This is a genomic window from Nakamurella panacisegetis, assembly GCF_900104535.1.
Classification (GTDB): Bacteria; Actinomycetota; Actinomycetes; order Mycobacteriales; family Nakamurellaceae; genus Nakamurella; species Nakamurella panacisegetis.
Window position 1 is genome coordinate 2,733,657 of sequence record NZ_LT629710.1, and the last position, 12,118, is coordinate 2,745,774.

Annotated in this window: 14 protein-coding genes; 9 read left to right on the top strand and 5 right to left on the bottom strand. The window is 70.2% G+C overall.

Annotation, left to right across the window (positions count from 1 at the left end; genetic code table 11):
- Nucleotides 1-186: 186 nt before the first annotated feature.
- On the top strand, nt 187-807 hold the full coding sequence (locus BLS97_RS12050; protein WP_157695379.1) for a PQ-loop domain-containing transporter: 621 nt from the start codon (nt 187-189) through the stop codon (nt 805-807).
- A gap of 15 nt (nt 808-822) precedes the next feature.
- On the opposite strand, the gene BLS97_RS12055 is transcribed toward BLS97_RS12050, so the two are convergent.
- Complete coding sequence (locus BLS97_RS12055; protein ID WP_090476187.1) at nt 823-1,704, bottom strand: HhH-GPD family protein; 882 nt, start codon at nt 1,702-1,704, stop codon at nt 823-825.
- A gap of 145 nt (nt 1,705-1,849) precedes the next feature.
- A complete protein-coding gene (locus BLS97_RS12060; RefSeq protein WP_157695380.1) occupies nt 1,850-2,473 on the bottom strand; it encodes a hypothetical protein in 624 nt (207 codons plus the stop codon).
- Here BLS97_RS12060 and BLS97_RS12065 point away from each other — a divergent pair.
- A complete protein-coding gene (locus BLS97_RS12065; protein ID WP_157695381.1) occupies nt 2,463-2,768 on the top strand; it encodes a hypothetical protein in 306 nt (101 codons plus the stop codon). The two genes, BLS97_RS12060 and BLS97_RS12065, sit on opposite strands and share 11 nt — an antisense overlap.
- A 61-nt stretch (nt 2,769-2,829) precedes the next feature.
- On the opposite strand, the gene disA is transcribed toward BLS97_RS12065, so the two are convergent.
- The 3 genes from disA to BLS97_RS12080 form a co-directional block, all read right to left on the bottom strand.
- A complete protein-coding gene (gene disA, locus BLS97_RS12070; RefSeq protein ID WP_231988070.1) occupies nt 2,830-3,945 on the bottom strand; it encodes a DNA integrity scanning diadenylate cyclase DisA in 1,116 nt (371 codons plus the stop codon).
- 119 nt (nt 3,946-4,064) lie between these two features.
- Nucleotides 4,065-5,531 (bottom strand): DNA repair protein RadA, encoded by a 1,467-nt coding sequence (gene radA, locus BLS97_RS12075; protein ID WP_090476195.1) that lies wholly within the window; start codon nt 5,529-5,531, stop codon nt 4,065-4,067.
- A 101-nt stretch (nt 5,532-5,632) separates the two neighbouring features.
- Nucleotides 5,633-6,253 carry a hypothetical protein gene (locus BLS97_RS12080; protein ID WP_090476197.1) on the bottom strand — a complete coding sequence of 207 codons (621 nt, stop codon included), beginning with the start codon at nt 6,251-6,253 and terminating at the stop codon, nt 5,633-5,635.
- A gap of 409 nt (nt 6,254-6,662) precedes the next feature.
- On the opposite strand from BLS97_RS12080, the gene BLS97_RS12085 reads away from it, so the two are divergent.
- From BLS97_RS12085 to BLS97_RS12115, 7 genes are all read left to right on the top strand, one after another.
- Nucleotides 6,663-7,145: a CarD family transcriptional regulator gene (locus BLS97_RS12085; RefSeq protein ID WP_090476199.1), complete on the top strand. Its 483-nt coding sequence runs from the start codon at nt 6,663-6,665 to the stop codon at nt 7,143-7,145.
- Nucleotides 7,146-7,190: 45 nt separating this feature from the next.
- On the top strand, nt 7,191-8,333 hold the full coding sequence (gene ispD, locus BLS97_RS12090; protein WP_090476201.1) for a 2-C-methyl-D-erythritol 4-phosphate cytidylyltransferase: 1,143 nt from the start codon (nt 7,191-7,193) through the stop codon (nt 8,331-8,333).
- A 40-nt stretch (nt 8,334-8,373) separates the two neighbouring features.
- Complete coding sequence (gene proC, locus BLS97_RS12095) at nt 8,374-9,180, top strand: pyrroline-5-carboxylate reductase (RefSeq protein ID WP_090476203.1); 807 nt, start codon at nt 8,374-8,376, stop codon at nt 9,178-9,180.
- A gap of 238 nt (nt 9,181-9,418) precedes the next feature.
- A complete protein-coding gene (locus tag BLS97_RS12100; protein WP_197676150.1) occupies nt 9,419-9,592 on the top strand; it encodes a helix-turn-helix domain-containing protein in 174 nt (57 codons plus the stop codon).
- Between the two features lie 187 nt (nt 9,593-9,779).
- Nucleotides 9,780-9,881, top strand: coding sequence for a 30S ribosomal protein bS22 (locus BLS97_RS12105; protein WP_015746237.1), 102 nt, complete (start codon nt 9,780-9,782; stop codon nt 9,879-9,881).
- 106 nt (nt 9,882-9,987) lie between these two features.
- Nucleotides 9,988-11,166 carry an NAD-dependent epimerase/dehydratase family protein gene (locus BLS97_RS12110; protein ID WP_172832267.1) on the top strand — a complete coding sequence of 393 codons (1,179 nt, stop codon included), beginning with the start codon at nt 9,988-9,990 and terminating at the stop codon, nt 11,164-11,166.
- Nucleotides 11,163-12,086 carry a lysophospholipid acyltransferase family protein gene (locus BLS97_RS12115; protein WP_231988071.1) on the top strand — a complete coding sequence of 308 codons (924 nt, stop codon included), beginning with the start codon at nt 11,163-11,165 and terminating at the stop codon, nt 12,084-12,086. Before BLS97_RS12110 ends, BLS97_RS12115 begins: the two co-directional genes overlap by 4 nt.
- Nucleotides 12,087-12,118: the final 32 nt, after the last annotated feature.

Genomic DNA, 12,118 nt, shown 5'->3' on the forward strand with positions numbered 1-12,118 from the left:
ATCGTCCGGCCCGCTCTGCTGTGTCCAAGGGCACGTCCACGCCGGCGGTGGTTGGCCGATCGACCGACCGCACGGTCCTATCGTGGAATCGAACACCGGAGACACCGCTTCACTCCTGGTGCGATTCGCCCCGGCGGTGCCGCCGGCTACGCGAGAAAACCCGTTGTGAAGAAAGGCGTTCTCGTCGTGTCCGTGATTCCGGCGATCGGTTGGATGGCTGCGCTGTGCAGCGCCGTCATCGCTCTGCCGCAGGCCATCCGATTCGTGCGCAGCCGCTCGTCGGCCGGTGTGAGCGTGCTGATCTGGCAGACCACCGTGGTCGGGTCGCTGTGCTGGACGGCGCACGGACTGACCGAAGGCGTCGTCCAGATCTTCCTGCCCAACGCGATTCTCGGCGTCACCGCGGTGGCCGTGCTGGGCCAGCTGAGCCGGATGCGGGGGCTGGCCGCGGCGGGAGTGTGGATGCTGCCCCTGGTCTGGACAGCGGCATCGGTGACCGTCGATCTCGCCTTCGGACCGTTCTGGTTCGCTGCTGCCGTATTCATCCCCACAGCCCTCGGCCTTCTCTCCCAGTGGCGAGAGATCCTGCGGGCCAGCGATGTCGGTGGGGTCTCGGTCACCGGCCTGGCCATCAACCTGATCTGCCAGAGCCTCTGGCTGGTCTATGCCATCCCGTCCGGCGAGGTCGCCGTGATCAGTGTGGCCACGCCGGTCGTGCTGCTGATCGTGGGCACACTCGGAACCTTGTTGATCCGGCGCCGCGAGCAGGCCGGGATCGAAACGGCCGAGTTGACGGTGGCCGCCTGAGGTCGGTCGACCCGACTAGCCGGGCAGGCTCAACCCGCCGTCGCGATCGGTGACGGCCAAGCCGTCGGTTATCAGCGACGCCACACAACGGTCTCGCTGTATCGGATCCGGCCATGCGGTGTCGATGACGCTCCCGGCGACCGGCCCGTGGGCCGCGCGCAGCAGGGCCATGATCTTGCCCCGGACCTGACGGTCGGTCCCGGCGAACGCCTGCACGGCCCGTCGGGCCGGGGTCGGCGGGTAGCCGGCGGCCCGCCAGGCGCACCGGCCGGACAACGGGCACCGGTCGCAGTCCGGATCCCCGGCCGAGCAGATCAATGCGCCCAGTTCCATCACGGCCGCGGAGAAGCGGGCCGCCCGAACCGATTCGGTCGGCAGCAGCGACTCCAGCTCACGTCGGTCGGCCGGCGTCGCCGGCTCCCGGACGCTGTCCACGCCCCGCACCACCCGCGACAGCACGCGACGCACGTTGGTGTCGACAACCGGGGTGCGTGCGCCGAAGGCGAAGGCGGCGATGGCCCGGGCCGTGTATTCGCCGACTCCGGGCAACGACAGCAGTTCGGGAATGTCGCTGGGTACGGCACCGTCGTGGTCGTTGGTGATCGCGGTGGCCGCGGCGTGCAGCCGCAGGGCGCGGCGCGGATAGCCCAGCCGGCCCCAGGCCCGAACCGCGTCGCCCGACGAGTCCGCGGCCAGGTCGGCCGGCCGCGGCCAGCGCCGCATCCAGGCCTCGAACACCGGGAGCACCCGGACCACCGGCGTCTGCTGCAACATGAACTCGCTGACCATCACTCCCCACGGCCCGGCCTCCGGTCGCCGCCAGGGCAGGTCCCGTCCGTGATCGCCGAAGAAGACGAGTAGTCGATCGACGTCCAGCCGGTGCTCGGTCGCCGTCATGCCTTGGGAATCCCGTTCTCCGGTGGTCGATGCAAGTGATCCGCTCCCGACTGAGGATTCGTCGGCCGCGCTTCCACGGATTCGTTGCCATTGAAGATTACCGTCGAGCCGTGATGCATCCCGTCGGTCCCCTGTCACCCAGGGTCTACTGGCTCCGCCGGGTGGCCGTGATCGTTGCCTCCGTCGCGGTCCTGGTCGGGGTCATCTTCCTGGTGGCCGGGCGAGCCAAGAAGTCCACCTCGTCGCCGGTGTCCGGGGCGGCCGCCACCGCGCTCTCCTCCCGGGCCCAACTGACCGGGGTACTCGCCTCGGGCCCGGCCAGGTCATCGGTGGGCAGCAGCGCGGCGATCGGCTCCTCGCCCGCGGCCAGCAGCCCGACGGTCGGCAGCTCGACCACGCCGGCCACGACCCGACCTGCGACCACGGCGAACGCGACCCCGACGGCGAAGACCACCGGGACCGCGAAATCCACCGCCACGGCGAAGACCACCGGGACCGCGAAATCCACGGTCCCGGCGAAGTCCACCACGAAGTCCACCGCCGCGTCGGGCACCGGCACGGCGAAGACCACCGCGACCACGGCCCGGTCCACCACGACGAGCAAGACCACCCCCACCAAGACCACGCCGAGCACGACCGCCCCGCCGGCGCCGAGCACCGACGCCCAGGGCCGGTTGCTCTGCGCGAACTCGGCACTGAAGGTGACCGCGACCACCGGATCGCCCACGTTCGCATCCGGGACGCAGCCCATCCTGGGGGTGTCCGTCACCAACATCAGCTCGACCACCTGCACCCGCGATCTGTCCGGGCCGCTGCAGGTCTTCACCGTCTACACCGCGGCCGGCGCCAGGGTCTGGTCGACGTCGGACTGCTTCCCCGGCGAGGGTACGGACGTGCGCACGCTGGCGACCGGAGAATCCGTGCAATACAACATCAAATGGTCCGGAACCACATCCAACCCGGGCTGCACCGCGGCCCGGGTGGTCGCCCCGGGCGGAAAATACCAGCTGCGAGTGACCATCGGCTCGCTGATCGCGACCCCGGTCGCTTTCACGATCTCGTGACTGACCGGCGCTCGCGTAGCTGATCGGCGCTCGGCTGAGCCGGCAGGCGCACCAGCAGGTTCTACAGCGGCGCACCGTACCGGTCGACGATCGATGACTCGGCCAGGCGGGAGAGGCCTTCCCGGACCACCCGGGCCCGGCCCTCACCCACGCCGTCGACCAGTTGGAGATCGTCGGCCGTCGCCGCGAGCAGGCCCTGCAGGTTCCCGAAGTGGGCGATGAGCCGGTCCAGAATGGCCGGCGGCACCCGCGGGATCCCGGCCAACAGGCGGTATCCGCGGGGGCTGGCGGTCGCGTCCAGGGTGTCGAGCTGTGCGGCGTATCCGACCACCCGGGCCACGGCGGTGAGGTCCAGCAGTTCGGACTCGCTGAGCCGACGGAGTCCGGCGACGACGTCCTGGACGTCCCGTCCGGCCTGTTCGGTGGGTAGATAGTCGCGGATGAGAAGTTCGCGCATCTCCTCGGTACCGGCCACCAACTCGTCCAACTGCAGGCCCAGCAGCCGGCCGTCGGTGCCCAGCTCGATCACGCTGCTGGTCAACTCGTCGGCGATCCGGCGCACCATCATCAGCCGCTGAAGCACCGTCATCGCATCGCGCAGCGTCGCGAAGTCCTCGATCTCCAGCGCCGACAACGACGCCGTGACCTCGTCCAGTCGGGACTTGTAGCGCTGCAGGGTGGCCAGAGCCTGGTTGGCCCGGCCAAGAATGGTCGACGGATCGGCGACCACGTGCCGCAATCCGCCGAAGTACAGGCTGATGATCGCCATGGAGTGACTGACGGCGATCACCGGGAGGTTGGTCTGCAGCCCCGTCCGTTCCGCAGTGCGGTGCCGGGTGCCGGACTCGACCGTCGGGATGGTGGCGTCGGGCATCAGCTGGACGTTGGCTCGCAGGATCCGCGTCGCGTCGTTGTTGAGTACGACCGCCCCGTCCATCTTGGACAGTTCGCGCAGCCGGGTGGGGGAGAACTCCACGTCGAGGCGGAATCCGCCGTCGCACATCGCTTCCACGGTCGGGTCGTACCCCAGGACCAGCAGGGCCCCGGTGCGACCGCGGAGTATTCGCTCCAGACCCTCGCGCAGCGGTGTTCCGGGAGCGATCCGGGCCAGCACCTCCCGCTGAGCCGCGAGAGACTGCCGCTCGTCCTCCACCGGTACCCCCAAGGCTGTCAGCACTTCCAGTTAGCGGGAGTCTAGTTTGTCGACGGTCACGGCCAGTGACACGGACTCCGCGCCGCCCTCCGGAGCCGCGGCCCGCCCGCGGCGGGGAGGGGCCGGACGCATCGCACTGACGCTCAGTTCGCTCGGCGCTCCAACCAGCGGGTGACCCCCGAGTCGTTCCCCAGGGCGCGCATGGCCTCGCCGAGGTCCTCCACCCGGTCGACGCGCATGCCGGTCGGCCGGTGGATGTCACCCCCGCCGGGGATGACCGCGTGATCGAATCCAAGCCGTGACGCCTCGGCGAGGCGCCGGTCCATGTTCTGCACGGGACGGATCTCGGCCGAGAGGCCGAGCTCGCCGAACATCACCAGGCCCGGTGCCAGCGGGATGTCGCGCACCGATGACCACACGGCCATGGCCAGCGGCAGATCGGCGGCCGGTTCATTGATCCGCACCCCACCGACCGTCGCCGCCAGTACCTCCTTCTTGGCCACACTGACCCCGCCCAGACGGTGCAGGACGGCCAGCACCATGGCCGCCCGCGAGGCATCGAGCCCGGAGAAGGTCCGCCGGGGTGGACCGTCGCCCTCCGTCCCGCTGACCAGGGCCTGCAACTCGACCGGAATGGCGCGACGACCCTGCATCGTGATCATCGAGCAGGTTCCCGGGATGTGGGTCTTGCGTCCGGACAGGAACAGGCCCGACGCGTCGGTCAGGCCAACGATGCCGTCCTCGACCATCTTGAAGCAGCCGACCTCGTCGGCCGGCCCGAACCGGTTCTTGACCCCTCGGATCAACCGCAGCGGCGAGTTCCGATCGCCTTCGAAGTGCAGAACGACATCGACCAGGTGCTCGAGCACCCGCGGGCCGGCGATCGCGCCGTCCTTGGTGACGTGGCCGACCAGTACGCAGGCGATGCCGCGCTCCTTGGCGATCGCGGTCAGGGTCGCGGCCACGGCCCTGACCTGGGTCACGCCGCCGGCACTGCCGTCGACCTCGGCCATCGACACCGTCTGCACCGAGTCCAGGATCAGCAGCCCGGGATTGACGGCATCGATGTGGGCCAGCACGGCCGACATCTCGGTCTCGGCCGCGAGATAGAGATTGGGATGAAGGCACCCCATCCGGTCGGCCCGCATCCTCACCTGCGGCGCCGATTCCTCCCCCGTGACGATGAGCGACGGGGTGCGGTGGGTCTTCGCCCAGGCGTGAGCCGCGGAGAGCAGCAAGGTCGACTTGCCCACTCCGGGTTCACCGGCCAGCAGCACCACCCCGCCCGGCACCAGGCCGCCCCCCAGCACCCGGTCGAGTTCGGCGACGCCCGAGGGCTTCGCCGTGACCTGCGTGGCGTCGATCTCGCCGATCGGTTGGGCGGCCGCCGTCACCGGCCCGGCCGTCACCTTCCGCAGCACGGCCCGGGTGGCGCCCACCTCGGACAAGCTGCCCCAGGCCTGGCACTGCGGACACCGCCCGGCCCACTTGGCCACCGAGGCGCCGCACTCGGTGCAATGGAACGCCGGCCGGGCGGCCCTGGCCGCCGCCCGCGAGGACGCGCTGCTCCCGGCGGACGGACGGGACGAGAACGAAGAGGTTCCTGACATGACTCGAACACTAGTTCACTGCACCGACAGGGCCGGGGAGGACGCGAAACGGGCCGGACGAAGAACGTCCGGCCCGTTTCGGGTGAGTGCGCGGCGGAGTGTCAGCCCCCGGAGCCGGAGGACTCCGGCGACTCGGAGTCCCACACGTTGCCACCCTCGGTGGGCTGGATGACGATGGTCGGGCGGCCACCGGTGCGCTCGGCCGGGATGGCCACCGGGACGTTGACGGTCACGGTCACCGGCCCCGCGCCGGTCGGGTTGGCCGTGCCCGGATCGAACGTGAACGTGACCGGCACCGACTGGCCGTAGGTGACCGCGCTGGTCAGGTTCTTCATGGTCAGCGTCACGGACGTGCCGGTGAAGTCGGTGAGGGACTGCGGCGGCACCGCCGCCGAGCCGGTGATCTGCACCGATGCGGCCGCCGAGGACGTCACGCCGCTGAGCTTGTACGTGTCGAGGCCCGCGTTGGAGACCCACAGTTCCAGTGGCGCGTCCGCGCCCTTGGCGTACCCGGTCTTCTGGGTGGCGCCGGTCGGCACGGCCAGCAGGGCGTTGCGGACGCCGATGTTGCCGGAGGTGCCGTTGGCCCCGTCGATGGCGGCCACCTGGTTGGCGGTCTGCGAGATCTGGCCGGCGGCGCACCCGGACAGGGTCAGTGCCGCAGCAAGAACCGCGGCCACGGGCACGAGCACGCGGCGTGGCAGACGGGCGGTGCGGGACACGGCGGTTCCCCTTTGTCCTCGAAGAGCAGATCGATCGAACGTCGATCCAACCGGCGGCGGCGCCGTCGGGTGATCTCGGATCAGATTAGTCGGCTCCGGGGTCGTCCCGGCCACCGGGCGCGCCCGTGGCCGGGCGGCCCTCGTCACAGCGCTCGTCGGGCCGCCGCCCGGGACGGCCCGCGATGCCCCGGAGTCGGTTCGGAGCAACGGATCTCGGGCCGTCCGGCCCGTCCCTGATCTCTCCCCGTCGGCACCCGCGGTGCGCTCCGCGCGGCACCGGGACGCCTCGCCGAATGCACGCAGGGCGACGCTTGTCAAGGCTCACCGGTGCGCTCTGACCTGCACCAACGAGTCGATCCAACGGTGCAAGTCGTGTTAAGATGGAGTCATCGAAAGGGGTACCGGACACATGGTTTTCAAGGTCGGCGAGACTGTCGTCTACCCCCATCATGGGGCCGCTCTGATCCAGGCCACCGAAACGCGGATCGTCAAGGGCGAGGAACGTCTTTACCTCGTCCTCAAGGTTGCCCAGGGCGACCTGACGGTGAAGGTTCCCGCTGAGAACGCGGAGATCGTCGGCGTACGTGACGTGGTTGACCAGACGGGACTGAACAAGGTGTTCGACGTGCTTCGTGCACCTCACACCGAAGAGCCGACCAACTGGTCGCGCCGGTACAAGGCGAACCTGGAGAAGCTGGCTTCCGGTGACGTCAACAAGGTCGCCGAAGTGGTTCGCGACCTGTGGCGTCGCGACAAGGAGCGAGGTCTCTCGGCCGGCGAGAAGCGGATGCTGGCCAAGGCCCGGCAGATCCTCGTCTCCGAGCTGGCACTGGCCGAGGGCACCAACGAGGACAAGGCCGAGGGCATCCTCGACGAGGTACTTGCTTCCTGATCAACGCCGATCGCCCGGTCCTCACTCTCGTGGTGGGGCCTGGGCGTGACGGTTGTCGCCCTGGTTCCGGCCGCCGGTCGCGGTGAGCGGCTGGGGCTGGGCATCCCCAAGGCATTCGCGATGGTCGGCCCGTCGCCGTTGCTGGTGCATGCCGTGCGCCGGTTGCGAGAGGCCGGAGTCGATCGGGTCGTCGTCGCCGTCGGGCCGGACGAAGTCGCCCTCGCCGAAGGCTGCCTGGGTCGCCTGGCCGAGGTCGTGATCGGCGGGGCCGATCGCGTCGCGTCCGTCCGGGCGCTGCTCGAGCGGGTGCGCCCGAGCGCGGAAGTCGTCCTCGTGCACGACGCCGCCCGCGCCTTCGTGCCGGTGCACGTCATCCAGGCCGTGATCGCGGCCGTCCGCAACGGCGCGCCGGCCGTCATCCCGGCGCTGCCCGTCGCCGACACCATCCGTTCGGTCGACCCGCCGGCGGTCGTCGACCGGGACAATCTCCGCATCGTCCAGACGCCGCAGGGCTTCGACCCGGAAATCCTTCGCCGGGCCCATGACCGCGCGAACGCCGACGGCATCACCGCCACCGACGATGCCGGTCTGGTGGAGCGCCTCGGTGTGGAAATCACGTTGGTACCCGGCGACCGGGCGGCGTTCAAGGTCACCACCCCGGCCGATCTCCAGGAGGCCAGAGCCATGTTCGCCACCCCCCGGATCGGCAGCGGAACCGACGTCCACCCGATCGAGCCGGGTCGGCCCTGCTGGGTGGCCGGGCTGCTGTTCCCCGACGACGACGGCTGCGAAGGCCATTCCGACGGCGACGTGGTGGCCCACGCCCTGTGTGATGCGCTGTTGTCGGCGGCCGGCCTCGGCGATCTCGGCGGCGTGTTCGGCACATCGGATCCGCGCTGGTCCGGGGCCTCGGGGTCGACCCTGCTGGCCGAGGTGGTCGACCGGGTGCGCGCCGCGGGGTTCACCGTTGCCAACGCCACTGTGCAACTGGTGGCCAACACGCCGCGTCTGTCGCCGCGCCGCCTGGAGGCCGAGCGGGTCCTCACCGCCGTGGTCGGCGCACCGGTTTCGGTCGCCGGGACCACCACCGACGGTCTCGGGCTCACCGGCCGCGGTGAGGGCCGGGCCGCCATGGCCACAGCCCTGCTGCTGACTGCGCCCACCGTGATCGGGCCGACCGCGACGTAGCGGGAAGTCCGGTCGCGCGCGTCTGGTTAGGTTGTCCACCATGACGACGATTGCGATCCTGGGTGCGGGCAAGATCGGCGAAGCGCTGCTGTCCGGCGTGCTGGCCGCCGGCCGTACCCCCGAATCTTTGATGTTCACCGAGCGGTACCCGGCACGGGTCACCGAGTTGACCGAGCGGTACGGCGTCCGCGGGGTGTCGACCGAGGAGGCCGCCCGGACGGCCGACGTGCTGGTGGTGGCGGTCAAGCCGCAGGACATCGAGCCCCTGCTGGTCAGCCTGGCCGGTTCGATCACGTCCGGAACACTGGTCGTCTCCTTGGCGGCGGGGCTGCCGACCAGCCTGTACGAACGTCACCTTCCGGCCGGCACGCCGGTGGTGCGGGTCATGCCGAACACGGCGATGTTGGTGGGAGAGGCGATGAGCGCCATCTCGCCGGGCACCCACGCCACCGCCGCGCACCTGCAACTGGTGGAGGATCTGCTGTCCTCGGTCGGCAAGGTGGTCCGGGTGGCCGAGACCCAGCAGGACGCGGTGACCGCCCTGTCCGGTTCCGGCCCGGCGTACTTCTTCTTCCTGGTCGAGGCGATGATCGACGCCGGCATCCTGCTCGGCCTCCCGCGGGACGTCTCCACCCAGCTGATCATCCAGTCCGCGGTTGGAGCGGCGACGATGCTGCGAGACTCCGGCGAGCATCCGGTCGCCCTTCGCGAGGCCGTCACCTCACCCGGAGGCACCACGATCGCCGCCATCCGCGAGTTGGAGAACCACGCCGTCCGGGCGGCCCTGCTCTCGGCCATCGAGGCTGCTGCCCTCCGTTCGGTGGAACTCGGCCGGGCACACGACTGACGGCCATCCGACCGTCACCCAGAGATCTTGGAGCGTCACGGCGTGTCACGCTGACGGATCCGTGAAGGGCGAGTAAAAGAACCCATCGCTTTAGTCCCACCAGTACCGCTAGAGTTCAGGCTGCACGGACGTGATGTCCACCGGAGGGGAAGCCGGCGGCGCGATCCGTACTGGAAGACGGTGCCCTATGGCGAATGAGCCACAAGACCCCGTTCAGCGGGAGTCTCCGTTGGCGGAAATGAAGTTTCTGACCGTGGCCGAGGTGGCCACCGTCATGCGGGTCTCCCGCATGACGGTGTATCGACTCGTCCACTCCGGCGAGGTGCCCGCGGTACGGGTGGGCCGGTCGTTCCGGGTCCCCGAGAGAGCCGTGCACGAGTACCTGCGGACGGCGTACAACGACGTCGGCTGACGTCGGGTCGGGGTCGACTCGTCGTTCGGACGCGTCGTGACCAGCCGGTAGACTCCCCTTCGAGAACCGGCGGCATCGCCGTGTGACGGCGAGTCCTCGCGGGCGTCCGTCGGTTCGTGTCAAGCATTTTCCGATCAACACCATCCGGTGGCAATCGCCGGGTCGTTCAAGGCAAGAGGGTCTGCACATGGGTTCTGTGATCAAGAAGCGTCGCAAGCGGATGGCGAAGAAGAAGCACCGCAAGTTGCTTCGCAAGACCCGAGTGGCCCGTCGCAAGGCCGGCAAGTAACGAGGCCGGAGGTATCGGCTGAAGTGACCCACGCGCGGATCGACCAATGGCCGCGGCTTGACTGCCGCGCCGTCGATCCGCGCGTCTGTCGTCTCCCGGACCGGTCGTGATCGGCCTGACGGTGCTGGTCACCGGGGTCACCCGCTACATCGGGTCGGCTCTGGCCGGCCGGCTGGCCGCGCACCCGGGGGTCGATCGCGTCATCGGAGTGGACGCCGCCCTGCCGGAACCGGCCGCGCGGCTGCGTATGGGCGGGGCCGAGTTCGCCCGCGCCGACATCCGCAACCCGCTGATCTCCCGGGTCATCGACGCGGCCGGGGTGGACACGGTGATCCACGCATCGGCGTCCTCGACGCCCAGCGGTTCGGCCGCGCGGACGATGGCCAAGGAGATGAACGTCCTCGGCACCATCCAGCTACTGGCCGCGTGCCAGCGAGCCGAGACGCTGAAAAACCTGATCGTCCGGTCGACCGCCGCGGTCTACGGGGGATCCTCGCGGGATCCGGCCGTGGCCACCGAGGAGACGTTGGCCCGGTCCGTGCCGTCGACCGGCCTGGCGCGCGACGCGATCGACATCGAGGGTTACGTGCGCGGCTTCGGTCGCCGTCGCCCGGACGTCCGGGTCGCGGTGCCGCGATTCTCCGAGATCATCGGCCCGACCGTCCGCACCCCGCTGACCAAGTACTTCTCCATGAGCCCGTTCGTCCCGATGGCGGCCGGCCATGACGCCCGCCTCCAGCTCGTCCACGAGTCCGATGCGGTGGCCCTGCTGGAACACCTGGCCCTGGGCGACTTCGCCGGCATCGTGAACGTCGCCGGCGCCGGGGCCATGACGGTGGCCCAGGCCATTCATCGGGCCGGCCGGCTGCCGTTGCCGATCCCGTCGCCCGCCCTCGACGGCGTCGGTCGTGCGTTCCGGCTGCTCGGGGTCGGCGGGTTCGGCTCCTTCTCGGCCGCGCAGGTGCGGTTGTTGGCCGCGGGCCGGGTGCTGGACACCTCGCGGCTGCGCGACGTCGTCGGGTTCGACCCGGAGTTCAGCACCACCGCGGCCTTCGACGACTTCGTCGGTCGGCTGGCTCCGGCTCTCGACCCTCGGGTCGTTCGTCAGGCCGAGGTCGCCATCGCCTCCCGGCTGGGCGTCCGGCCGGAGCCGACCGGGCTCTGGGAGTCCGAGGCACGCCCGGCCGGGCCCGAGAGCTCTTCCCCCGACCGCCCCCGTCTGTTCAGCGTCGGCGGCGATCGGTCCGCCGCGCCTCCGGGCCGCGTCGACGGCAGGAAGCGGTGAACCCGCCCGACCCGAACCGGCGGGATCCGATGGACGGCGCCCAGGCGCCGCCGACACCGGCCACTGCGTCGCCGGAAGCGGGATGGAAGCGGAACGTCGCCGGCTCGTTGGCGTTCCTGCGCCGCCGGCTCAACGGCGAGTACGAGATCGACGACTTCGGCTACGACCCCGACTTCACCGAACACGTTCTGCTGCCCCCGTTGCGGCTGCTGTACGACAAGTGGTTCCGCATCGAGACCATCGACATCGAGAACGTGCCGTCCACCGGTGGCGCGTTGCTGGTGGCCAACCACTCCGGGACGATCGCCGTGGACGCCGTCATGACGGCCGTCGCCCTGCACGACCACCACCCGGCGCACCGGCCCCTCCGGATGCTCGGGGCGGACCTGATCTTCGACACCCCGGTGCTCGGGCCGCTGGCCCGCAGGGCGGGAAACACCTTGGCCTGCAACGAGGATGCCGAACGCCTGCTGAATGCGGGCGAGGCGGTGTCGGTGTTCCCGGAGGGTTTCAAAGGCGTCGGCAAGCCGTTCTCCCAGCGCTACAAACTCCAGCGGTTCGGTCGCGGCGGGTTCGTCGCGGCGGCCATCCGCACCGGCGTGCCGATCATTCCGTGTGCCATCGTGGGCGCCGAGGAGATCTACCCGTTGCTCGGCAACATCAAGCCGTTGGCGCGTGCCCTGGGCCTGCCGTACTTCCCCGTCACGCCGACCTTTCCGCTGCTCGGGCCGCTGGGCGCCATCCCGCTGCCGAGCAAGTGGTTGATCGAGTTCGGCGAACCGATCGCGACGGACCACCTCCCGGATGGGGCCTCGGAGGATCCGATGGTCGTCTTCAACCTGGCCGACCGGGTACGGGAGACGATTCAGCAGGCGCTCTACCGGCTGCTGCTACGCCGCGGGCATCCTTACCTCGGATAGGCCTGCGCACCGGGGACGGGCGCGGCCGCGTG

Coding starts and splice junctions, on each gene's coding strand:
- proC (WP_090476203.1), top strand. CDS start 8,374: ATGACGACGATTGCGATCCTGGGTGCGGGCAAGATCGGCGAAGCGCTG.
- BLS97_RS12100 (WP_197676150.1), top strand. CDS start 9,419: ATGAAGTTTCTGACCGTGGCCGAGGTGGCCACCGTCATGCGGGTCTCC.
- BLS97_RS12085 (WP_090476199.1), top strand. CDS start 6,663: ATGGTTTTCAAGGTCGGCGAGACTGTCGTCTACCCCCATCATGGGGCC.
- BLS97_RS12105 (WP_015746237.1), top strand. CDS start 9,780: ATGGGTTCTGTGATCAAGAAGCGTCGCAAGCGGATGGCGAAGAAGAAG.
- radA (WP_090476195.1), bottom strand. CDS start 5,531: ATGTCAGGAACCTCTTCGTTCTCGTCCCGTCCGTCCGCCGGGAGCAGC.
- BLS97_RS12055 (WP_090476187.1), bottom strand. CDS start 1,704: ATGACGGCGACCGAGCACCGGCTGGACGTCGATCGACTACTCGTCTTC.